Source organism: Natronolimnohabitans sp. A-GB9 (genome assembly GCF_030848565.1).
Classification (GTDB): domain Archaea; phylum Halobacteriota; class Halobacteria; order Halobacteriales; family Natrialbaceae; genus Natronolimnohabitans.
This window is the reverse complement of record NZ_JAVDDV010000003.1, coordinates 140,086-162,041: the sequence shown is the minus strand read 5'-3', so window position 1 is coordinate 162,041 and position 21,956 is coordinate 140,086. Positions and strand designations below refer to the sequence as shown.

Sequence of the window (21,956 nt, the reverse complement as noted above, 5' to 3'; positions counted from 1 at the left end):
TACCATACTGTTCGAAACACCAGCCTACAGCGAGGTATGGAGACCAAACATCGAACCGCTTACCTGTCTTCGTCGAACGAAACGTGTGAGAGATCGGCCTCGAGTTCGTCGACGTGGTCGTTGAACTCGCGGACGAACACAGCCATGTCGTCGGCGAGACGCCGCAGTTCGGAGGCAGCGGGTGGGCCATACTGTGAGATGAGATACGTCCCGTCGGCGCCACCGACCCGCAGATACGAGGCCCTGTCGCCGTCGAATTTGAGTTCCCAGCGCGTTCCAGATATCGTCGTCGTGTACGTCCCGTACTCGCCTTCGTAGCGGTTGAGTTCGCGCGCCATCGCGTCTCCGACCTCGCGGATACGTTCGAGGATCCGATCGCGCTCGGCGACGAGCTCCGCTGTCGACTCGATCTCGGGGAACGTCGCCGGGACGGTCTCGAACAGCCCGTCGAGGGAACGGACGTAGGCGTTGTAGGTCTCGACGAACGCTCCGTAATCGCTCATCGCGGTCTCGAGGGCGTCGGGCTCTGGCGGCTGTTTGCTCGAGACGACGTAGATCTCCTCACCCGAGTTCGGCTCGAATCGAAGATAGTGGACGTCGCCGGCCTCGTACTTGAGCGTCCACGTCCCGCGGTCGGTGTCGAACGACTCCTGTCCGTAATCGCCGCCCTGGAACACGGCGAGCTCGCGGGCGATCTCACCGGCGTGGGTTCGCACGCGGGCTGCTAGTTCGTCGCGTCGCGAAGCGACGTCTTCTACTCCCTCGACGTCCGTCTCGAGTCCGTCAGCCATCGGTCGCGAGAAGGGCTCGAGACCGATATCCGTTGTGTCTCACGGCCACACGACGTGTCGACTCGATCTCCCAGTAAATCGAATCCATCACGCTCGGTTCGACCGTCTCGTGGGTGTCCAAAGGCGGCCGCCAGAACAGGAACTCCGGGCCACTCGTGTCGGACCGTGGTTCGGACGGATCGGTGTCCGTTATTTCTGGCGCGACCGTGACCCGTTGTGGTCGCGCCGGGATATCGGTACAGCGTTCCGTACGGAATTACTCGTCGTCGCCGTTGATCTCCTCGTCCTCGTCTTCTTCGTGTGCGACTGCGTCCTCGCCGACGGTGTCGTTCTCCTCGTCTTCGTCCTCGTCGTCTTCCATGTCCTGCCCGTTCCCCGTTCCTTCCTCGGCGGCAGGCTCGTCCTCTTCTTCGACGGCATCGTCTTCCTCTTCGCCTGGACCGCCACAGCCGGCGACCAGCGCCGTCGCCGCCACTGCACCCGCACCCTGTAGCAGTCGTCGTCGCGTCCGTTGCTCTTGGCTCACGACGGAATAGTTCCGTCCGGCGTCGGATAAGCCGCTGGCCGACACTCGCCACCCTCCGAGCGGGAAAGAGGAGTGACCGACCGACTCGCCGAACGCATGTTGCTGTCGGACAGTATCACCAACAGCTCCGACGCGGGATGCCGACGCCGTCGTCGAACCGTTCGACTCGCGGACCGGGTTCGAAGAAATCGCCACGGGCGTCGTACGCGACCCACCCCTCGAGTGTCATCGTCTCGAGGACGTCCCGGACGAGAACCGAATCGTACCCTTCGATCTCGTGTGGTCGAAGTGGTAGTTCCCGAAACACCATCCACTCGAGGATCTCGTTCCAGATCGCGTCGCGCTCAGGATTGCGCGCGTGCATACACTCGACATGCAGCCAGCGGTCATCAATCTTCTCACTATTTCAGCAATAGCTGAAATATATCCCCTTCCTACTGGAGACAACAGACGGAAGTCGACCGATATCGAACCGTGTTCCATGGTTGCTGTTCCCGAGGAGTTCCAAGACCTGTTCGAGAAAGCGACGTTCGCCCACGTCGCGACGCTGACCGAGGAGCCCGATCCCCACGTCACGCCCGTCTGGATCGACTACGACGCCGACGACGAACGGCTCCTGATCAACACCGAACGTGGCCGGCGCAAGGAACGTAACGTCCGGGAGGACCCCTCGGTCGGCGTCAGCATGACCGATCCCGACAACCCCTATCGTCGGCTGTCGATCATCGGCGAGGTCGACGAGGTGACCACGACCGGCGCTCGAGAACACATCGACGAACTCGCACGACGGTACACAGGCGAAGAGTACGCGGAACCGATCAAGACAGAGCGTGTGCTCTTTCGAATTCGGATCGACGAAATCGTCGACGCTCGGGAGACGAACTGACCGACCCCGACTTCGTCGCAGCCGTGGCGGAACGCTCGAGTCGGATCGTTTCGTCGTCGATAATCGGGACGTCGCCTTCGACGATCGCTTCGCCTCAAATCTTCGTGGCCGCATTTCTTCCACTTCACGGGGGCGATTCGCTTCGCTCGTCGGTTGGTGTTCGGTGGGAGAAAGTGGGCCGGCGCAGATTCGAACTGCGGTTACGGCCACCCGAAGGCCGAAGGATACCAAGCTACCCCACCGGCCCGCGTTTGGATTGTGAGCGTCCGATACTTTAACGCTTGCGAAAGGCACTTCCTGCGAGTGATTCACGCATTCGAGTCGCCGCTCAAAACCGTTCGTAGCCGTCCGTATCCAGGAAGTGATGGGCGACAGTGATCGCCTGATCGGCATGCAGTAGCTCCGGTCCGAGTCGGAGACGCTGCTCGACGACGGCTTCGAGTACTCGCTGTTCGTCGTCGGTGAAGTCCCGATGGTCCGACAGCACGAATACGGGATCCTCGAGTTCGTCGACCGAACCGATGGCGTCACCGTCCTCGTGGAGTTGGACGACGGTCCCCTCATCGGCGACCGCCTCGAGGGTCGCTTCGAACCCGCGTCGATACACCTCGATACCCGGACTCGGCTCGGCCGGCAGCGCACCGATGGCCTCGTCGCGGTGCTCGAGGGCTTTGCGGACCAACGCGGCGGTGCTTCGCTCGTCGGGGTTTAAGCCGCGAAGCTCGCTCCCGTCGAAGGTGATCGTGAGTTCGTCTTGGGCGACGAGATGCGCTCGAACGTCTTCGCGGATGCCATGGGAGGTGACGAACGACGCGGTGATCGACCGGCAAAGCGCATCGAGGCGGCCGGCTCCGCCCGCAAGATCGTCGAGCGAGAAGTCGGGCTCGGTGGGGATATCGTGACCGATGAGTACGAACTGGCGCATATCGGTACGAGGACAACCGACGGGATAGCCGCCACGGTTCGCGTCGCCACTCACGGCACTCGTAGGGCTACCGTATCCCGAAATCACCCGCGCTGAGTGGGTTTCAGTATCGTTTCGTGTCGACCATACGCAGAGGTTAGGGATCGATAGCATTGCATAGGCATGGCCAACCGTTTCGAGTGTCTCGAGTATGTGATGCGTATATGGCGAAATCACAGTCGTCACCGACGGGCGGCGCAGATCGGCAGTTACTCGCGGCTCTCGAGGGACAGGCCTGTCCGTACTGCACGGATGGGACACTCGAGCGCGGCATCTACAAGGACAACCAGGCGGTCGTCTGTGAGAGCTGTGACACGCCACGCGTTCAGCTCTGGCAGCCGGGTGAGTAGCGCCGCGTTGGATCGGATCGCGATCCGATCGCGTGACGCCTGCTCGTGGTCGTGGTGAACGCTACAACTCCAGCGCACCGATCCAGGCATCTCGTCCGTGGACGCTACACCAGTCACCGTGGGCGTCGTAACAGCGTGTATCCATCGGCTGGCCACACTCACACCAGTGCTGTTCGTTCTTCGAGACCTCTCGCCGACAGAGCGGACAGCGAGCTCGCATGTGGTGTGGCCCCACGATACTACATATACACCTTTCACGGATTTCCGCGACACGATGGCGGCTGAAAACAGTCTTCCCGGGACCTCCTGACGGGTGCTACAACGACGTATCGGCGCCCGTCTCTGTCGTCACAGGCCCGATGAGTTCGGCACCGAGACGAAAGTCTGCGGATTCGTTTCCCCGGTACCGACGGCCTGTCACCGTCGTGAACCAGGATAATCGTGACCAACGACCAAAGCGAGAGCGTGGAGCGTGAGGAGGCCGAAGACCAGCGAAAGGGACCAGACGGAATCGATACCGGAGAGGAAGACGGGAAGGTAGGCGACGGGAAAGAGGGTTCCGAGCCAGAACCCGGCGGCGGTGACTGAGTTCCCGAGGTGCATGTCCTTAGCGCATCGATTCCAGCGGGACGAACCCATCGTCGTAGGCGACGATCCAGGCGCCTTCCAGTTCGTCCTCGCTTGCCTCCCGTGGGAAGAGTGCACACTCATCGGGGGCGTCTTCGTTCTCGATCGTGACACAATCGAGTCCGGTCGGCGATGCGTCGGTCGGGGAGTCGGTGTCGGCATCCGGGGTCATACATGACGGGCGATACGGTGATCGCTCCGGACGTAGATTCCGGCCTCTCACCTATTGTTATCTCCTTACTAACCCGCTAAACGGAGACGATGGCGGCCAGTTCTGTACGATCGTTCATCGACTCGAGAACGAAATCGTCGCTGACCTGTACGGTCCGTCTACGGGGTCGTTGCGCTCTGGTGACGTGTCGATCGTCGGTTTAGGGACTTCATACGGTCTCCTGTCGTCACGTGCCGCCGATGGCCGATCCCGTGTGGCGATCAGCGGGACGTCGGTACAGGGATCCGGATCAGACGTTAAACGATTTCGACCGTTTCTTCGACCGATCCGATGCTACCGAACCCACTCGAGTCGTCGGGGTCGGGCCGCGCACCCAGCGTCAGCGAGACCGACGTCTCCGCCCCATCTCGCCAGCACTCGAGTTCGACCGTGTCTCCCGGACTCGTCTCGAGGGCGAGATACGTCGAAAGGGCGTGCTGATCCGGGATCGGCTCGTCGTCGATCGCGAAGACGACGTCGCCGCCGACTGGTACGCCGTCGCGTCGGCGAGACGTCGCAGCCTCGAGAACGCCGTCTGCGGGACCGTCGCTTTCGACATCCGTGACGACGATCCCGGTCGTGTCGGGGAGGTCGTTGACCGAGGCGATAGTGCGGTCGACGGTCGCAAAACTGATGCCGACGTACGAGTGTTCGTATCGGCCGGTCTCGACGAGTGACGGAACGACGCGACGCGTCATCGCCGCCGAGATCGCAAAGCCGATGTTCTCGCCTGCCCTGGCGTTGACGACGCCGACGACGTCGCCGTCCAGATCGACGAGCGGGCCGCCGCTGTTGCCGGGGTTGACTGCGGCGTCGGTCTGAACCACGTTCGAGAACGAGAACTCGCGGTCCGGAACGGTGACCGTGCGATCGACGCCGCTGACGATCCCTTGTGTCATCGTCCCCTCGAGGCCGTAGGGGTTGCCGATCGCCAGCACTTCCTGTCCGACGACGGGGAATTCCTCGGTAAACGACAGCGGCGTCACGTTCTCGGGCACGTGATCGACCTCGAGGACGGCCAGATCGCTGTAAAAGTCGGTGCCGACGAGTTGGGTATCCGTCCAGTCACCGTTGATATACTGAAGATCGATGTCGTCGGCGTCGGCGACGACGTGTTCGTTCGTGACGACGTGTGAGTCGTCGAAGAGAAAGCCCGATCCCTGGCCCTCGCGCTCGCCGAAGAGCGGGTTGCCGACGCCTCGCGCTCGAACCTGGGTGACGGCGTCGATGGCACTCTCGTAGACGTCGGTGTACACCGTCCCGTCCGCGCGTTCGTCCCGACTGATGGGACTCGAGGTGGCCGTTTCGCTCGGAACGGCCGCGGTGGACCGCGGTTCGACACAGCCGGCGACGGCGCCGACGAGTCCGGCGCTGACGAGCGAGAGAACTCCCCGGCGATCCGGTCGGAAATCGTTCATGGTAGAGTGACTGTATTCATTCCATTTGTACTCCGGGGTCTGATACGACGGCCGGCCGGTGCCGGAACTGATCGGTCGGGCCGAGAACCGGCGCCATCGGCCCGACCGAAGGGAAAACGTGTTACCCCCGGCTCCCCGACACCCGTGGTATGAACACGGAAGACGCCCGTACACTACTCGAGACGGGCCCCGTCTGTGACTCCTGTCTCGGTCGGCCCTTCGCCGATCGGAGCTTCGGACTGACCAACGCGGAGCGTGGTCGGGCGCTGCGGACGACGATCGCGATCGAGGACGACGAACCCTACGAACCCGACGATCCCGAGACGTGTTGGGTGTGTGATGGGTACGCCGGAACGTTCGACGCGATCGCCGAATCGATCGTCGAGGCCCTCGAGGACGTCGACTTCGCGACCTACCAGGTCGGAACCCGCGTCCCACCGCTTGTCGAGGAGAACGACCGACTCCTCCGGGAGGATGCAGGTCTCGAGCCCGACGTGGGCGAGTCGTTCAAACGCGAGTGCAACCGAGAGGTCGGCCGTCGTGTCGGCGCGAAGACCGGTACCGACGTCGACTTCGATCGGCCGGACGTCCTCGCGGTCGTCGATCTGGACGCGTTCGATCCGCTCGAGGCCCTCGATTCCGAGTCGGTCACGAGCCACGCGGTCGACGTCCAGGTCAATCCGGCGTTCGTCTACGGCCGGTACCGCAAACTCGAGCGCGACATCCCCCAGACCGAGTGGCCCTGCCGGGAGTGTGGCGGCAGTGGGATCCAGCTCGGCGACGACGGCGAGGAACCCTGTGACTACTGTGGCGGGTCGGGTTACATGTACGAGACGAGCGTCGAACAGACGGTCCGCCCCCACGTCGTCGACGCGATGGACGGCGAGGAAGGCACCTTCCACGGCGCAGGCCGGGAGGACGTCGACGCCCGCATGCTCGAAGAGGGTCGGCCGTTCGTCCTCGAGGTCAAGCGCCCGAAAACGCGTGACCCGGACGTCGAGACCCTCGAGCGCGAGATCAACGACGCCGCGGAGGGTTCCGTCGAGGTCGAGGGACTCCGGCTGGCGACCTACGAGATGGTCGAACGCGTCAAAGAACACGACGCGAGCAAACAGTACCGCGCCGACGTCGAGTTCGCCGATCCCGTCGACGAGGACGCCTTCGAGGCGGCACTCGAGAAACTGTCGGGGACGACGGTCGAGCAGGAGACGCCCCAGCGCGTCGACCACCGGCGGGCCGCTCTCACCCGCGAGCGGACGGTCTACGACGCCGACGGCGAACTGCAGGCGCCGACCGAGGCTGAGGTCCGTATCCACGGCGAGGGCGGGCTCTACATCAAGGAACTCGTCAGCAGCGACGAGGGCCGGACCGAGCCGAGTCTGGCTGGCCTGCTCGAGACCGACGCGGCGGTGACGGCCTTAGACGTGATCGGAGTCGAAGGCGAGAACGAGCCGTTCGAACTCGAGGAGTACTTCCTCGACGACCCCCGCGAGGACGGCTCGGATTCGGTCGCGACGGCGGACTGAGACGGTCTCCTTCGTCACGTCCCGCCGATCGACCGCGAGCCACAATACGGACTGCTGTCAGTCGTTACCGGCGCAACCGCAGCCCGGGTCGCGGTTGCGCCGGGAAATCGTTACAGCAATCCGTAAACGGTTTTTGGGCCGTCGTTCGACCCTCGAGCTATGCCATTCGGCGTCGACGAAGCGGGCAAGGGTCCCGCCCTCGGTTCGATGTTCGCTGCGGCCGTCTACTGTGACGATTCCGCGACCCTCCCCGACGGGATCGCGGACTCGAAACGACTCACGCCCGATCGACGTGAGGAACTGGCAACGACGATCCGCGGGGACGATCGCATCCACGTCGGCGTCGCCGAGATTCCGACCGACCGAATCGACGACCCCGAGACGGACATGAACACTTTGGCCGTCACGGCCCACGCCGAAGCGATCGCGACAGCGGTCGCGGGCCTCGAGCCCGAGACGGACACGATCAGCGGCCTCTGTGACGCCTGTGATACCGACGCCGACCGGTTCGCGAAACGGGTGGCCGACGCCTGTCTCGAGGAGTTCCAGCTCGAGCCGGCACTCGAGATCGAAGCCCGCCACGGCGCCGACGACGACTCGACGCTCGTCGGTGCGGCAAGCATCGTCGCCAAGGTCGAACGCGACACTCACGTGACGGCGCTCGCGGCGGAGTACGACGCGTACGACACTGTCGGCAGCGGCTATCCGAGCGATCCGAACACCCGCGAGTTCCTCGAGTCCTACGTCGACGACCACGACGAGTTACCGCCGTGTGCCCGCGAGTCGTGGTCGACCTGCGAGGACGTCCTCGCGGCGGCCCAGCAGACCGGACTCGAACAGTTTTGATACTACCGGACAACAGTCAGTAAACACCCGATCGCGCCTCGACGCCTGTCGCGTTCCGCGACAGCGTCTCGAGTGCGATCGGTGTGTGCATCGTTTTGTCCGGAAGTATGAGCCGTGACTATCGTGTCGACCACGACCTCGACCGGTGCTGGCGATCGTTTTATTCGCTCATACGAAAAACGAGTGAGCCGTGCTCGACGTGATCGCGCTCCTCGCGCTCGCTGCAGTCGCGACGGCCGTCGTCTGGAAGGGAAGCACGTGGCTCGAGGCTGCTGCCGATCGGCTCGCGGTCGGCTACGGCGTGCCAGCGGTCGTTCAGGGGGCGGTCATCGCCGCCGTGGGCTCGAGTATGCCAGAACTTGTGAGTGTGCTCCTCGCGACGCTGCGCCACGGCGAGTTCGAACTCGGGGTCGGCGCCATCGTCGGCTCGGCGGTGTTCAACCTGCTCGTCATCCCGGCTGCCGCGGCGCTGGCCGGCGAGGGTGAGATGACGACGGGTCGTGACCTCGTCTACAAGGAAGCGCTGTTTTACATGCTCGCGGTCGCTACGCTGCTGTTGACGTTCTCGCTGGCGGTCATTTACAACCCACTCGAGGGAGCTGGGTTGCAGGGCAACGTCACGCGCCCACTCGCGTTGTTCCCGTTGTTGCTCTACGGACTGTACGTGTTCACACAGTATCTCGACGCGACCGAAGACGAACTCGAGGCAGACATCGACGTCGATCGCGGTCGGGCCTGGCTCTGGTTTGGCCTCGGCCTCGTGGTTATCGTCGTCGGCGTCGAGGGACTCGTCCTGGCCGCACTCGGCCTCGGCGACGCGTTCGGCACGCCGGCGTTTCTCTGGGGGATGATCGTCGTCGCCGCCGGCTCGAGCGTCCCCGACGCGTTCGTCAGCATCGTCGCTGCCCGGTCTGGACGACCGTCGGTCAGTCTCGCGAACGTGCTCGGGAGCAACGTCTTCGACCTGCTCGTCGCCGTGCCGGTCGGCATCCTCGTCGCCGGCACGCTGGCGATCACGTTCGCACACATCGTGCCGATGATGGCCTTTCTGATCCTCGCGACGATCGTCTTCTTTACCATCGCCCGGACCGGGATGGTGCTCTCGGAGCGAGAGGCCTGGACGTTGCTCGCGCTGTATGGCCTGTTCGTCGTCTGGCTCGTCCTCGAGAGCGTGGGGGTGACGAACGTCGTCCCGACGTGACTGATACGGATTGCTGTACCGATGTACCGGCGTAACAGAAAGCCGATGCGAGGAACTCGTCGCTCGAGTCTATAATAAAAGCAAAACGATGCGTGTGCTCTCGAGCAAGATCACTCGGATCGAAACGCGAGTGTGAATGCTGCGGTGCGATGGATTGCAAAAACAGAGACTGGCGATGACAGTCACAGTGATGCGGATAACTACCGGCCTCGCAAAACCCCGCCGCAAGTGCGGGTGCGCCGGGTCGGGTCGGGACGCCACAACACCAATTTAGGTAGCGTGGATGTAAACCGTCCAACCTCATCCCACGAGATCGCCTCACAGGGAGTGCTTCACAGCTGAATTTGAGGGAATTACAAAAGCCGCGGGCCACCGCGCCCGCGGTCGTTTACTTGTCCGTCAGGAGCCGCTGGAGGATGTCCCCGTAGGCGGGCCGGGTGATGAGCACCCCGATCAGCACGCCGAGGATGGTGATGATGGCGAACCCACGGAGGTCACCGAGGCTCAACACGGCAAGTGGCGACATGGCGATGATCGTCGTCGCCGCGGCGGCGCCGATGATCCAGAACGCCTTCCGGAAGCGGGATTCGAACACCCGCTGTGAGTTGACCTCGCCGTCGTCCATCACCTCGTCGGCGATGATCAACAGGTCGTCGACCCCGGTCCCGACGACCGCGATGAAGCCGGCGACGTGGGAGAGATCCAGCGGCATGCGTATCAGCGCCGCAAAGCCAAGCAGGATCACCACCTCCGACATCGCGGTGAGGATCATCGGCGTCGCGACGCGGACGTCCCGATACCGCAGGAAGACGACGCCACTTACCGTCACGATCGACAGCGCGCCGATGATCAGCGAGTAGAGCTTGAACTGATCGGCAAGCGCCGGCGACAGCGAGTAGGTCTGTTCCTGATCGAAGTCCATCGGTGCGGGAAGCGCACCGGCCTGGAGGCTCACGGAGAGCCCCTGGGCCTGCTCTACGTTCTGGGCGCCCATCTGGAACGTCGGATCGCTGTCCCAGGTTTCGGCCCGCATCGGCTCGGCGAGGTCACCCATCGAGTGAGCGTCGACGACCTCGCCGTCGACGACCGTCAGCAGACAGTACTGCTCGCCCGTGTGATCGAAGTCGATGCTCTCGCCATCGCCACGGAGGTTACACTGACCGACACCTTCGGCCGGATCGGTGAAACCGATCTCGTTCATCCGCTCCTGGAACGACGGGGCGGCGTTACTATCGACCTCGACCGAAACGAAGTATCCCGACCCCCGCTCGTTCGGCTCCGGCGAATCGGCCGTCACGATATCCTGTCCGGTCAACACCGTTTCGTTGGTGTGATTGCCGTCCTCGTCGGGATAGTACGCCTGGACTTCGACGAGACCACGTTCGGAGAGTAACTCGCGGAGCTCGTCGGGGTCCATGTCCGGCACTTCAGTGACGATGTAGTAGCCACCACCGAGCTGAGCCGACTCGTAGACCTCTCCGCCGGAGAGCCCGGCCTCGTTGATCTTCGACTCGATCGTCGTGATCATCTCGCCGCGGGTCGCGTCCGAGACGCCGTCACGGACGTCCTCGTCGGGGTCGATCTCGCCATCTACCTCCGCACTGAGTACCGCGGCGAAGTCTTCTCTGGTCACCTCATCTGTAAAGAGTTCGGCGTGGACGCTGCCGTCGTCGTCGATGGTGACGCTCGCATCGCCGGTCTCGAGGTCGAGTTCCTCGTACAGGGTGTTCTCGATCTCGGTGGCTCGTTCGCGATCGACGGCCCCGTCGTCGTCGACGACGCCGGCGTCGATGTCCTCGGCGACCATACCGACAGCCGGCGCGCTAATGCGTGTCCCGCCCTCGAGACCGAGGCCGTACTCGATGTTCGTCGGCGTGTCGTCGACGCGTTCGCCCTCGACGTAGCTGTCGTCGGCCATAATCCCGCCGGGGATGAAGAGGGCGACGAGTGCACCCCCGACGAAGAGGATCAACAGCATGAGCCGCCAATACTCGAGGACGAACTGTTTCGGTCCCATCATGATCGGATCCCCTCGAACTTGTACCAGCGAAGGAGACTCAGGTTCAACATGTACGTATTCATCAGGTCAGCCGCGAGGCCGACAAAGAGGATGATGCCGATCGACGCGAGCAACTCGACGCCGAACAGCCACGCGGCGACGCCCATGACGAGCATCGCACACATGGACGTCACTGTCATCGTAACGCCGGTCTGCATCGCCCGACGGGTACTCTCGTAGAAGTCACCCTGCCGGCGTAGGATGTGATTGTTCAACAGGATGTCGGAGTCGACCGAGTAACCGATCAACATCAGCAAGGCGGCGACGGTCCCAAGCGAGAGTGAGATGCCTGTCACCGTCATGAAGGCGAGCGGAATCACGATGTCGGAAAACGCCGAGACGACGATCGCGATCGACGGGACGAACGTCCGAAACAGCAAGAACGCGATGACGCTCATCCCGACGAACGCGACGGCGATCCCCAGCAGGGCCGTCTGCTGGGTCTGTGCGCCGAAGCTTTCCGATACCGTCGACTCGAGTTGGACGATATCGGCATCGCCATCCTGCTCTAGGTTCTGCTCGGCCTGATCGCTCAACGCGTCGAGGTCGGTCGACGTGAACTGTACGATGTACTGGTTCTCAGTGTCTGGCGCTGTGACCGACTGGACCGATTCCGGTTCCTCGTCGAACGCCTCGACGATCTCCTCCTCGGAGGAGGTCGTCTGGACGGTCAGCTCGGACCCGCCGGCGAAATCCATCCCCAGCTGGACCGGCGCTCCCGTCGCGAGAAACGATCCAGTGAGGATGAGCAGCGCAACCGCAAGCACCGCAAGCGGCACCGCCGCGAGTTGGCGGTTACTGTACCGGGTGTAATCGAACTCCGGTACGTCGAAATTCCCCATGTGCAGAACCACAGGTAGTCGGTTCAGGTAAGCCTTCCCAATTTCTGTGATATTGTTTCGTGAGATGATCCGGCGAAACGGCGACGGTCTGAAGCCCCTCGAGCCCGTATTTCGGTCGAGATGCCCGACTCCGACGCCCAATCCGAACGAGACCCAGCATCGCTCGACCGGCGGGGCGACACATCCGATCGACCGCCGACCGCGTCGTGCTCTCTTATCCCGCCGACCTCTCGGAGTGGGGACGGTTCCAGGTCGAGAAACCGTCGTTTCGCGCGTTCCTGCGAAAGACCCGCGAGACGGCCGCCATCGGCGACGTCTGGGAGGAGTTCGTCGGCGTCGGCTGCTGTGGCAACACGCTAGACGTCCCGCTGCGGGTCGAACGCGTCGACGGCGGCTCCGAAATGGGAGCCGACACCGAGATCGACTACGACGTCCGTGAGGCCTGTGGCCTCGAGGGCGGCTGGCGAGTACAGAGCGCGGACGGGCCCACCCGGAACTGATACTGCCGAACAGCAGTCAGTGACCGGTCGGTCGCGAACGCGGCGCCCCCGCGAGGACGGCCGCAGTCGCGCGACCGATCGATGACTCGTACTGTCCGACAGTATGACTACAGGAGAGCGTCTCAGTCCGGCAGATAGCGAACGCTCAGGACGCCGTCGTCGTCGGCACAGCGGACCTCGACGCGGACGGCCTCGAGTCGCGCCGCTCGGGCGATCGTCTCATCGTCCTCGAGGACGTCTTGGGCTGCGGCCTCGGCTTCGCCGCGTGGAACGCAAAAGACGTGAATCTCGCCGGTGCCGGCCCGTTCCTCCTGGACGAGGTCGCCGACGTCGGCCTCGGCGGCGATCTCCTTTTCGCGCTGGGTCGGCTCGAGGTCGCTGTCGACCAGTTCGATCGAACGTCGGCTCTCGACGTCGACCACCTGCCAGGTGACCTCCAGTGGCGGTTCCGGGGCGACAGTGGCCTCGAGGACGTCGTTGACCTCGAGGCCGGGGTTCGAACCGAGCGTGTGGACCTGTGCGGTCTCGACGTCACGGACGACTGCCGATTCGCTTTCGGCGTGGGTGACGACGAACGTACCCGTCATTTCGGTCATACGGATCCGTAGGCGTCGGGTCGTTTTCGGGGTTTCGGCTTTCGATCGAGCGAGAGCGGTATCTCGGTCGAAGCGCTACGAAACGCCCGACAGAAACGCCGCCGGCCCTCGGACGGCCCTCGGGTCTCGAGACCGGGCGCGGTCGAGTGCCTCTGACATACCCCTCGACGCGGCTGTTGGACGCCGAGTCGCGGTCGGCAGGCCCCATCGTGGTTGGGCCAGCGGGACCTGCCGGTCCGCTCTAGCGGCCGTATCACTAAGAACTTTGTGTGATTATCTGAGTGAACACTGTTATTCACTCTATTAATTAATAAAATACTCTCATAAAACTATCTTCGAACACGAATTCTTTTGCATCCCCAAATCGTACCCGGCGTGTTCAGTTATCAGCATTCGTGGTTGGGCCATGACACAGGACGAAACAACGGCAGAGGCAGTCAGTCTGCTACAGGAACTCGGACTACAGGAATACGAGGCTCGCTGTTTCATCGCATTGAACAGACTCCCTAGCGGAACGGCCAAGGAGATCCACGAACTCTCCGACGTGCCGCGAACGAGGGTGTACGACGCAATCCGCGTCCTCGAGTCACAGGGACTGGTCGAAGTCCAACACTCGAGTCCACAGCGATATCGGGCCGTCGGTATCGACGAGGCGACACGGATCCTGCGCCGGAAGTACACCGACCGGGTCGATACCCTCGAGACACATCTCAGGAATATCGACGTCCGGAAGCCGACAAACGGCGATCCAGTCCAGGAGATCTGGTCGCTGACCGGCAGCGACGCGATCACGTCGCGAACGATCGAACTCGTCGAGAACGCGGAGTCAGAGGTAACACTGCTCGTCGTCGACGAGGACGTGCTGTCCGAAGCGCTGTTCGACGAACTCCAGCGGGCGGTCGATCGGGACGTGTCCGTTCGCTTCGGCGGGCAGACGGCGTCGGCGAAAGAACGAGTCGAGTCGCACCTCTCCGACGTTCGCGTCGTCGAAACCGACATGGATTGGCTCACGTGCGCCGAGCATGGCGGGGGCGACGAGGTGGCGATCAGTCGTATCCTGCTCGTCGACCGAGAGACGCTACTGATCGGTTCGTACTATCCTGGAAACGACGAAACGACAGAACAGGCAGTTTTTGCGAACGGTCTTCAGAACGGAATCGTCGTCCTGCTTCGTCGATTAGTGAACGCAGGGCTCTCCTCGACGGAGAACGGGCTCGTGTGATCGAGCACGGAGTCGCCGGCACGACCATCAGGACGGTGCAGGTGGATGGTGTGCCGACTCGAGCCAGAAGTCCTCGATCGCCTGTGCCAGCGTGTCGAACTCGGCGGGCGACTCCGGTTTGGTGAGATAGGCGTTGGCGGCTCGCTCGTAGCTTTCGACGATGTCCGCTTTGGCCTCCGAACTCGAGAGGACGAGAATCGGTGGCGGCGGAACGTCGAGTTCGTTTTGCAGGATCTCGAGGACCCTGAAGCCGTCGATGCGGGGGAGGTTCAGATCGAGCAGGATCAGATCGGGATCGGGACGCTCGGTCTCCGTCTCACACACGTCGAAGTACTTCGTCGCCTCCTTGCCGTCCGTGACCGTGTGAAACTCGACCTCGCTGTCGATCGATTTGAACGCCTCCCGTGTCAGTCGAACGTCACCCGGATTGTCCTCGACGAGGAGTACGTCGACCGGCTCGGTCGGTGTGTGAGTTGTCATCGTCGGTGTCGACTAGACGGTTCCGGTGCCTAAACGTGGCTCCTACACACGTAGTGGTCCCGTTTCAATTCACGGTCGGTCCAGTTCGCTCGGAGTCGAGAGACGGCCACATCACGGAACGTCTTTACTCCCGGCGGTCGCTCCCTCCCGTATGAACGTCGATATCGGAAACGCGCTCGCGTCCGTCGCGTCGCCGGGCGTCTCGAGGGAGTCCCTCGAGCGCCTCGACGACCAGGTTGCAGACGCCCACGAGCGAATCGAGACCGGAATGGCGAACGCGGAACACGGCTACGAGGCGCTGAACCTCCCCCAGCGGACCGACCCCGACGAGATCCGACGAGCAGTCGAGCCGGTCGCCGACGCCGACGCGTTGCTCACCGTCGGCATCGGCGGCAGCGCGTTGGGTGCGGCGACGATCACGGAGGCGTTAGCCGACGAGAGCGACACCGAGGCGATCTACCTCGACAACGTCGACCCCGAGTGGATCACGGCCCACCTCGAGCGACTGCCCCTCGAGAACACGGCGATCAACGTCGTCTCCCGATCAGGAACCACGGCGGAGACGCTGGCGAACTTCCTCGTCGTCCGAGACGCTTTCGAGTCGGCCGGCGTCGACTGGACTGAACGAACGATCGTCACGACCGGCGAGTCCGGGCCACTGCGTGACCTCTCGGAGCGCCACGATCTGCCGTCGCTGAAGGTCCCCGACGGCGTCCCAGGCCGGTTTTCGGCGCTGTCGGCAGTCGGAATGGTCGCCGCGGCAGTCTGTGGTCACGACCTCGAGGCCTTCCTCTCCGGCGCCGCTGCAGAAGCCGAGACGCTTACGGGCTCGCTGTTCGACTGTCCGGCCTACGCCTACGGCGCGACGACCTACGCGTTAGACCAGCGCGGCGCCGGCGTCAACGCGATGGTTCCCTACGCGGAGTCACTGGAGACCTACGCCGAGTGGTTCGCCCAGCTCTGGGCCGAAAGTCTCGGAAAGGACGACCTCGGCCAGACCCCGGTGCGGGCACTCGGCGTCACCGACCAACACTCACAGCTCCAACTCTACCGCGCCGGACCGCGGGACAAGCTCGTCACATTCGTCTCTCCGGGCTCGTTCGACGACCGACCGATCCCCGAAACGGACGTCGAGGCGCTGTCGTATCTCGGCGACTCGACGCTCGGCGAGTTGCTCGAGGCCGAGTTCGAGGCGACCGAGGCGAGTCTCGCCGCCGCGGGACGACCGAACGTCCGGATCGAACTCGACGGCGTCGACGAGTACGAACTCGGTGGACTGTTGTACGGGATGGAGGCCGCGACCGTCCTCGCGGGCGAACTCTACGGCGTCAACACGTTCGAACAGCCGGCCGTCGAGTGGGCAAAGAAAGCAACTCGAGGGCTGCTCGGCGGCGGCGACTTCGAGGAAGCCGAGGCAGTCGCCGAGAAGACGGAGCTTCGGATCGAGCGGTAATCCGGGCTCGGCACCCGCTCGAGAGCAGCCGGCCGGTCCCGGAGCGCCTATCCGTCCCCGCTCGAACACTCGAGTATGAGCGATACTGCACGGGTCGCCGACGACTCTGACCGCGGCCCGGCCGTCACTGCTGCCGTGCCCACCGTCGGGACCGTTCTCGCAGTCGTCGCATTCGTCGCGCTCGCTGTCCCCGCCCGATCGGGGCCCAGTACCAGCGAGGTCGCCCTCCCGGCCGCTGCGGCCGCGGCGCTCGTCGCCGTCGGTGCCTTCCTCGCGCGACGCCACGATCTCGCCGCGCGGCGAATCGCCGCGCCCATCGCTACCGGCTCGAGTCTGTTCGCCGTCGTTCTCTCGGGCTATGCGATCACCCAGGGAGCGCTCGGCTCGGTCACCGTCCCGGGTCTCGAGTGGTCCGTTTCGCTGCTGTTTCTCGCGTTTTTCGTGGCGGCAGGAGCCGTCGGGATCGGCGTCGCTGACTACGTCGGCATCACCGAGCGAGGACTGTTCGATCGCACCAAACGGCTGCTCGAGATGACGTTTCTCGGCGGAATGGGATTGGTCGGCATCACTGCCGCGGCCGTCCTCCTCGCGTTGCCAGTCCAGCTTGTCGCCGGTGAACTCACCGAGTTCCAGTGGACGGTCGTCGAATACCTCGCCTTTGCCGTCGGGCTCGGTGCGGTCTCGGTCGGCTATCTCGCCGCCCGCGAACGTGAGCTGTCGTATATCGACCTCGAGCGACCGACGCTGCGGACGGTCGGCTGGATCGGTATCGGACTCGTCTTGCTTCTCGGTTCGAACATGGTGATCTCGTGGCTGATGACCGCCGCGGGTATCGAGGGTGCCGACCACACGACGACCCAGCAGGCGGCCGAAAACCCCGAACTGTTGCTCGTAATCCTGCCGGCGATGATACTCGTCGTCGGTCCGTTCGAGGAACTACTCTATCGAAACGTCATCCAGAAGTCGCTGTACGAGACGTTTTCGCGCAAAGGTGCCGTCGTCGTCGCAAGCGTCGTGTTCACGCTGGTTCACGTCACGGCGTATGCGACCGCTGGCGCCGGACAGCTCCTTGCGAGCCTCTCGATACTGTTCGTCCTCTCGCTGATCCTCGGTCACATCTACGAGCGAACGGAGAACTTGCTGGTGCCGGCGCTTGCACACGGCTGCTACAATGCGGTGATCTTCCTGCCGCTGTTGGTGTAGCGGTCAGTCAGCTACGACGGGTTCTTGCGCGCCAGTTCCGACCCACAGATCGGACAGCGGTCCTTCTGTTCGTCGAACTCGCGACCACAGCCCTGACACTGGTAGTGCCAGTGGCGCTGTTCTTCGATCCCGTCGCGGGCGATCACTTCCACGTCGACGTTGAGTTTCTCCGAGACGTTTTGCATCGCGTAGTCGTCGGTCACGAGCGTCCCGTCGAGTTCGAAACTCGCCGCAATAAGGCGGATGTCGGTCTCTGAAAGGACGTCCAAGTCACCGGATTCCTTGGCCGCTCGTTCGACCTTCTCGGTGGTATCCTCGTTTGGAATGTGGATGTGCATCCCCGAGCCCTCCATCGCGTCGTACCGGTAGGCGGACTCGTCCTCGAGTTCTTCGCGGACGAGGGGGATCGTCGCAGTCTGTTCTGTCGTGTGGAAGTCGTGAATAAACGCCGAGGAGTCGAGAACGTACATACCCTTAACGCTGGACGACGATGTAGTCTTTGACCGCCTGAACGCGGTTGACGGGGACACGGAATCGACCGGCTTCGTCGCGCTCGAAGTCGACCGCCCGTGGTGAGATCTCCTCGTCGGGGTCGATGACGAGGTCGTGTAGCTTGCCCGATTTAATGTCCATCGTGATGTTGTAAAGCAGCCCCAGTTCAGTGCCGTCGGACCCCATGACGGACTTCCCTGAGAGGTTTTCGGCGAGTATGTCGCTCATGCGTACCCGTTCTTACTAATCAGTATTAAACGATGGGGGAGCGAGGTGAATACTGTCGGACAGTATCAGGTCACCGACGCCCGATAGCGAGCGTGATCGACAGCGTCGACGTCGGATCGGACACTTCCGCCCGGCGTGGCCGATGTTGATGACGATGGGTTTAACTACCGCTCTACCGACGCCTTAGATAAGACCTTCTCGGGTGGTTCACCATGTCGAATACGGATACGCGCGACCCCACATCTCTCAGAACACCGATCGTCGCCGTCCTCGGACACGTCGATCACGGCAAGACCAGTCTCCTAGACAAGATCCGCGGCTCCGCAGTTATCGAGGGCGAAGCGGGCGCGATCACCCAGCACATCGGCGCGACGGCCGTCCCGCTGGACATCATCTCCTCGATCGCGGGTGAGCTCGTCGATCCGGACGACTTCGACTTACCCGGCCTGCTGTTTATCGACACGCCGGGTCACCACTCCTTTACGACGCTTCGCTCCCGTGGCGGTGCGCTGGCCGACATCGCCATCCTCGTCGTCGACGTCAACGACGGCTTCCAGCCCCAGACCCTCGAGGCCCTGGACATTCTCAAACGCTCCCAGACGCCGTTTATCGTCGCCGCGAACAAGATCGACACCGTCCCCGGCTGGGACGAAAACGAGGATACGCCGATCAACGACACCTACGAGGCACAGTCCGACCGGGTCCGGGAGCGACTCGACGAGAGCCTCTACGAGATCATCGGTAACCTAAGCGACGAAGGGTTCTCGGCCGACCTCTACTGGCGCGTCCAGAACTTCCAGCGCAACGTCGGGGTCGTTCCCGTAAGCGCGATGACCGGCGAGGGCGTCCCGGACCTGCTGACGGTGATGATGGGACTCTCACAGCGGTACATGAAAGAGGAGATGGAGATCGACGTCGCTGGCCCCGGCGTCGGCACCGTCCTCGAGGTCAAAGAGGAGAAAGGGTTCGGAAAGACGATCGACATCGTCCTCTACGACGGGACGATCCGTGAGGACGATACGATCGTCGTCGGCGGCCAGAACGACCCGATCGTCACCGAAGTACGTGCCTTGCTCCAGCCCCGACCGCTCGCGGAGATCCGCACCGAGAGCCGATTCGAGAACGTCGACGAGGTCGGCGCTGCGGCCGGGATCAAGGTCGCCGCCCCCGAACTCGAGGACGCGATGGCCGGCGCACCGGTCCGGGTCGTCCGCGACCGGGACCTCGAAGACGTCATCGGCGAGGTCCAGGCCGAACTCGCAGACATCGCCGTCGACACTGCCGAAGCAGGTGTCGTCGTCAAGGCAGATACCCTGGGCAGCCTCGAGGCGATGGCCGACGCCCTAGACGAGGCCGAGGTGCCGATCGTCCGTGCGGAGGTCGGCGACGTCGCCCCGCGTGACATCTCGGTCGCCTCGACGGCCGACGATCCGAAACAACAGGTCATCCTCGGGTTCAACGTCGACGTGCTCAGCGACGCACAACAGCGCGCCGAGATCGAGGACGTCGAAGTCTTCACCGACGAGGTCATCTACCAGCTCGTCGAGGAGTACGAGGACCACATCGAGGCGATCGAGAAAGCCCAGCAGGACACCATCCTCGAAAACATCACCCGACCCGCCCGGTTCCGGATCCTGCCGGATCACACCTTCCGACAGAACGACCCCGCGGTCGTCGGTGTCGAGGTCGACGCAGGCACCTTACAGAACAACTCGAACGTCGTGAAGTTCGAGGGGAACGAACCCGACCGCGTCGGTCAGGTTAAAGGCATTCAGGAACAGGGCGAGGACGTCGACGAGGCCCGCAACGGCGATCGCGTCTCGGTCGCGATCGACGGGCCGACCGTCGGCCGCGACATCGAGGAAGGCGACCGACTCTGGACCGAAATCCCCGAGAAACACGCGAAGATCTTAGAGCAGGAGCTGACCGACGAGATCCCCGGCGACGAACTCGAGGCGCTGAACATGTATCTCGACAAGCAGCGCAACCGGGACCCCTTCTGGGGCAAGTAACGAGCGTCTGGTCCCCGTCTCCCGGCTCGCTTTCCACTCTCTCGAGTAGATCGATCGTTGCTCATACTTCCGGACAAAACGATGCACACACCGATCGCACTCGAGACGCTGTCGCGGAACGCGACAGACGTCGAGACGCGATCGGGTGTTTACTGACTTTTGTCCGGTAGTATCAGTTACTCCTGGCAGAACCGTCTTCGTCGACCGACTCGAGTCGCACTCGAGCCCCGCCCTCGAGGTCGGACAGCGGCGAGACGTCGTCGATCCGGGCGACGACGGTCACGGGTGCAGCCGCACGCGGCTCGTCGTCGACGCTCGCCGGCGTCGGGCCCCAGAACAGACAGAGTTTGCCGCCGGCGGGCCAGTAGGCGATCGCTCCTTCGGGGACGACCTCGCGTGCGTCCTCGGGTGGCGCGTCAAGCGAAACGTCGAAGTAGAGTTCGTCGCCCCAGCGAACGGCCTCGCCCGCGACGGGGAAGGCGTCCATGAGTTTCGCCCGTGTTTCCGGCGCGTCGTCGGTCCAGGTCGCCTCGAGCGTGCGATCGTCGACGGTGACACGAAGGGCTGTCATACGTGACCGAACGGGAGACCGTTACTTTAGTGTGCTAACTCCGTCGTGTCCCCGGCCGCCCGCTTGCGCGTGCGTTCGATCGTCTCGAGCACCGCCTCGGGATCGTCGATGGCCGAGCGGTCACAGCGGATGTCGAATCGAAGCCCATCACGCTCGAGGACGAGTTCGTCGGCGGTTAGCCGGACGTCCTCGATCGCGGCCCAGGGAAGCAGTCGCCGCTCGTAGGGTCGCTCGAAGACCAGCCCGGCCTGGTGGGCGCGAAACGTCGGCGGGTTCCGCCGACCGTCGGACTCGTCCCAGTCGTCCCAGAGATCGAAACGGGAGCCGAGGAGGAAAGCGACGCCGTATACCGCCACCAGAACGCCGCCGATCCAGCCGTTTGTCACCGCACCGGCGAGGCCGACGACGACGAGCACCCCCATCAGCGCCGATATTGCGCCCTCGCCGGAGCCGAACCCGGTCCGGTGTCCCGTCCAGGTGGCGGCCGGTTCGTCGACGGTGACCGCTTCGACGTACCGATTTCTGGCCATGCGTGCGACGCCGACGGCGGCCGCTGCGGTGAGGGCAGCGAGTGCGATCGTGACGATGGCAAACCGGGCGGTGTACGCGAGCGGTCCCACAGCGGGGACCAGGAGGACCGCGGCGAAGGCCGCGGCCGGGACGTAGCAGATAGCCCGACTGCGGCGGCGCCGCCCGATCTGCTCGGGTATCCCACGCAACCGTTCTCCGGTGATCAGGACCGCGAGCAACACGGCGGTCACCGTCCCGGGTGCGGTCGCCAACAGTGCCTCCGTCGACGCGCCGGCGACGAGCGCGGCGACCGAGACGGCACCGGCGGCGACGAGGCCAAGGTAGAACCCGAATCCGGCGGTGAACGCGAGATCGGGGCTCGATACGGCTGGCTCGAGCGGGGACCGTCGTTCGTGGGCCATCCGTTGGCTTCGTGTTATCG

At 63.6% G+C, this 21,956-nt stretch carries 26 protein-coding genes and 1 tRNA gene; 10 read left to right on the top strand and 17 right to left on the bottom strand.

Going from position 1 to position 21,956, the window contains the following annotated elements:
• Positions 1-59 precede the first annotated feature (59 nt).
• The 3 genes from RBH26_RS05765 to RBH26_RS05755 all read right to left on the bottom strand — a co-directional run bounded on the left by RBH26_RS05765 (position 60) and on the right by RBH26_RS05755 (position 1,681).
• On the bottom strand, positions 60-791 hold the full coding sequence (locus RBH26_RS05765) for a hypothetical protein (protein WP_306757171.1): 732 nt from the start codon (positions 789-791) through the stop codon (positions 60-62).
• A gap of 256 nt (positions 792-1,047) precedes the next feature.
• Positions 1,048-1,317, bottom strand: a complete 270-nt coding sequence (locus RBH26_RS05760; protein WP_306757170.1) for a twin-arginine translocation signal domain-containing protein — start codon at positions 1,315-1,317, stop codon at positions 1,048-1,050.
• A 115-nt stretch (positions 1,318-1,432) separates the two neighbouring features.
• The gene (locus RBH26_RS05755; protein WP_306757169.1) at positions 1,433-1,681 is read right to left on the bottom strand and encodes a hypothetical protein; all 249 of its coding nucleotides are present in this window, start codon (positions 1,679-1,681) and stop codon (positions 1,433-1,435) included.
• A 117-nt stretch (positions 1,682-1,798) separates the two neighbouring features.
• Between RBH26_RS05755 and RBH26_RS05750 the strand changes: the two genes are divergently transcribed.
• Positions 1,799-2,203, top strand: a complete 405-nt coding sequence (locus tag RBH26_RS05750; RefSeq protein ID WP_306757168.1) for a TIGR03618 family F420-dependent PPOX class oxidoreductase — start codon at positions 1,799-1,801, stop codon at positions 2,201-2,203.
• Between the two features lie 174 nt (positions 2,204-2,377).
• On the opposite strand, the gene RBH26_RS05745 is transcribed toward RBH26_RS05750, so the two are convergent.
• Positions 2,378-2,450, bottom strand: a tRNA-Pro gene (locus RBH26_RS05745).
• A gap of 81 nt (positions 2,451-2,531) precedes the next feature.
• Positions 2,532-3,128, bottom strand: a complete 597-nt coding sequence (gene trmY, locus RBH26_RS05740; protein WP_306757167.1) for a tRNA (pseudouridine(54)-N(1))-methyltransferase TrmY — start codon at positions 3,126-3,128, stop codon at positions 2,532-2,534.
• Positions 3,129-3,331: 203 nt separating this feature from the next.
• Between trmY and RBH26_RS05735 the strand changes: the two genes are divergently transcribed.
• Positions 3,332-3,517: an HVO_A0556 family zinc finger protein gene (locus tag RBH26_RS05735; protein WP_306757166.1), complete on the top strand. Its 186-nt coding sequence runs from the start codon at positions 3,332-3,334 to the stop codon at positions 3,515-3,517.
• 61 nt (positions 3,518-3,578) lie between these two features.
• Here the strand turns inward: RBH26_RS05735 and RBH26_RS05730 are convergent, their stop codons facing one another.
• From RBH26_RS05730 to RBH26_RS05715, 4 genes are all read right to left on the bottom strand, one after another.
• Complete coding sequence (locus tag RBH26_RS05730) at positions 3,579-3,737, bottom strand: hypothetical protein (RefSeq protein WP_306757165.1); 159 nt, start codon at positions 3,735-3,737, stop codon at positions 3,579-3,581.
• 197 nt (positions 3,738-3,934) lie between these two features.
• Complete coding sequence (locus tag RBH26_RS05725) at positions 3,935-4,120, bottom strand: hypothetical protein (protein WP_306757163.1); 186 nt, start codon at positions 4,118-4,120, stop codon at positions 3,935-3,937.
• Positions 4,121-4,124: 4 nt separating this feature from the next.
• The gene (locus tag RBH26_RS05720) at positions 4,125-4,316 is read right to left on the bottom strand and encodes a hypothetical protein (RefSeq protein ID WP_306757162.1); all 192 of its coding nucleotides are present in this window, start codon (positions 4,314-4,316) and stop codon (positions 4,125-4,127) included.
• Positions 4,317-4,612: 296 nt separating this feature from the next.
• The gene (locus RBH26_RS05715; RefSeq protein ID WP_306757161.1) at positions 4,613-5,773 is read right to left on the bottom strand and encodes a trypsin-like peptidase domain-containing protein; all 1,161 of its coding nucleotides are present in this window, start codon (positions 5,771-5,773) and stop codon (positions 4,613-4,615) included.
• A gap of 149 nt (positions 5,774-5,922) precedes the next feature.
• Between RBH26_RS05715 and RBH26_RS05710 the strand changes: the two genes are divergently transcribed.
• The 3 genes from RBH26_RS05710 (at position 5,923) to RBH26_RS05700 (ending at position 9,346) form a co-directional block, all read left to right on the top strand.
• Positions 5,923-7,299 carry a tRNA pseudouridine(54/55) synthase Pus10 gene (locus RBH26_RS05710; protein ID WP_306757160.1) on the top strand — a complete coding sequence of 459 codons (1,377 nt, stop codon included), beginning with the start codon at positions 5,923-5,925 and terminating at the stop codon, positions 7,297-7,299.
• Positions 7,300-7,458: 159 nt separating this feature from the next.
• A complete protein-coding gene (rnhB, locus tag RBH26_RS05705; protein ID WP_306757158.1) occupies positions 7,459-8,145 on the top strand; it encodes a ribonuclease HII in 687 nt (228 codons plus the stop codon).
• A 190-nt stretch (positions 8,146-8,335) separates the two neighbouring features.
• The gene (locus RBH26_RS05700) at positions 8,336-9,346 is read left to right on the top strand and encodes a sodium:calcium antiporter (RefSeq protein ID WP_306757157.1); all 1,011 of its coding nucleotides are present in this window, start codon (positions 8,336-8,338) and stop codon (positions 9,344-9,346) included.
• Between the two features lie 388 nt (positions 9,347-9,734).
• Here the strand turns inward: RBH26_RS05700 and RBH26_RS05695 are convergent, their stop codons facing one another.
• Together RBH26_RS05695 and secF are read right to left on the bottom strand one after the other, a co-directional pair.
• The gene (locus RBH26_RS05695; protein ID WP_306757376.1) at positions 9,735-11,363 is read right to left on the bottom strand and encodes a preprotein translocase subunit SecD; all 1,629 of its coding nucleotides are present in this window, start codon (positions 11,361-11,363) and stop codon (positions 9,735-9,737) included.
• Positions 11,363-12,247: a protein translocase subunit SecF gene (gene secF / locus RBH26_RS05690; RefSeq protein ID WP_306757156.1), complete on the bottom strand. Its 885-nt coding sequence runs from the start codon at positions 12,245-12,247 to the stop codon at positions 11,363-11,365. The genes RBH26_RS05695 and secF overlap by 1 nt, the downstream gene beginning before the upstream one ends.
• 140 nt (positions 12,248-12,387) lie before the next feature.
• On the opposite strand from secF, the gene RBH26_RS05685 reads away from it, so the two are divergent.
• Positions 12,388-12,747 (top strand): hypothetical protein, encoded by a 360-nt coding sequence (locus RBH26_RS05685; RefSeq protein ID WP_306757375.1) that lies wholly within the window; start codon positions 12,388-12,390, stop codon positions 12,745-12,747.
• A gap of 122 nt (positions 12,748-12,869) precedes the next feature.
• Here the strand turns inward: RBH26_RS05685 and RBH26_RS05680 are convergent, their stop codons facing one another.
• Positions 12,870-13,343 (bottom strand): DUF5812 family protein, encoded by a 474-nt coding sequence (locus RBH26_RS05680; protein WP_306757155.1) that lies wholly within the window; start codon positions 13,341-13,343, stop codon positions 12,870-12,872.
• Positions 13,344-13,749: 406 nt separating this feature from the next.
• Between RBH26_RS05680 and RBH26_RS05675 the strand changes: the two genes are divergently transcribed.
• Positions 13,750-14,565: a helix-turn-helix domain-containing protein gene (locus RBH26_RS05675; RefSeq protein WP_306757154.1), complete on the top strand. Its 816-nt coding sequence runs from the start codon at positions 13,750-13,752 to the stop codon at positions 14,563-14,565.
• 27 nt (positions 14,566-14,592) lie between these two features.
• Here the strand turns inward: RBH26_RS05675 and RBH26_RS05670 are convergent, their stop codons facing one another.
• On the bottom strand, positions 14,593-15,045 hold the full coding sequence (locus RBH26_RS05670; RefSeq protein WP_306757153.1) for a response regulator: 453 nt from the start codon (positions 15,043-15,045) through the stop codon (positions 14,593-14,595).
• Positions 15,046-15,196: 151 nt separating this feature from the next.
• Between RBH26_RS05670 and RBH26_RS05665 the strand changes: the two genes are divergently transcribed.
• Positions 15,197-16,498, top strand: a complete 1,302-nt coding sequence (locus RBH26_RS05665) for a glucose-6-phosphate isomerase (RefSeq protein WP_306757152.1) — start codon at positions 15,197-15,199, stop codon at positions 16,496-16,498.
• Positions 16,499-16,573: 75 nt separating this feature from the next.
• Positions 16,574-17,701, top strand: a complete 1,128-nt coding sequence (locus RBH26_RS05660; protein ID WP_306757151.1) for a CPBP family intramembrane glutamic endopeptidase — start codon at positions 16,574-16,576, stop codon at positions 17,699-17,701.
• 11 nt (positions 17,702-17,712) lie between these two features.
• Here RBH26_RS05660 and RBH26_RS05655 read toward each other — a convergent pair whose 3' ends face one another.
• Together RBH26_RS05655 and RBH26_RS05650 are read right to left on the bottom strand one after the other, a co-directional pair.
• Positions 17,713-18,171, bottom strand: coding sequence for an NOB1 family endonuclease (locus tag RBH26_RS05655; protein ID WP_306757150.1), 459 nt, complete (start codon positions 18,169-18,171; stop codon positions 17,713-17,715).
• Between the two features lie 4 nt (positions 18,172-18,175).
• Entirely contained in the window at positions 18,176-18,421 is a 246-nt protein-coding gene (locus RBH26_RS05650; RefSeq protein ID WP_306757149.1) for a PRC-barrel domain-containing protein, read from the bottom strand.
• A 212-nt stretch (positions 18,422-18,633) separates the two neighbouring features.
• Between RBH26_RS05650 and infB the strand changes: the two genes are divergently transcribed.
• Positions 18,634-20,433, top strand: a complete 1,800-nt coding sequence (infB, locus tag RBH26_RS05645) for a translation initiation factor IF-2 (protein ID WP_306757148.1) — start codon at positions 18,634-18,636, stop codon at positions 20,431-20,433.
• Between the two features lie 172 nt (positions 20,434-20,605).
• On the opposite strand, the gene RBH26_RS05640 is transcribed toward infB, so the two are convergent.
• Positions 20,606-21,004, bottom strand: a complete 399-nt coding sequence (locus RBH26_RS05640; RefSeq protein WP_306757147.1) for a cyclophilin-like family protein — start codon at positions 21,002-21,004, stop codon at positions 20,606-20,608.
• Positions 21,005-21,030: 26 nt separating this feature from the next.
• Positions 21,031-21,936, bottom strand: coding sequence for a hypothetical protein (locus tag RBH26_RS05635; protein WP_306757145.1), 906 nt, complete (start codon positions 21,934-21,936; stop codon positions 21,031-21,033).
• Between the last annotated feature and the right edge of the window lie 20 nt (positions 21,937-21,956).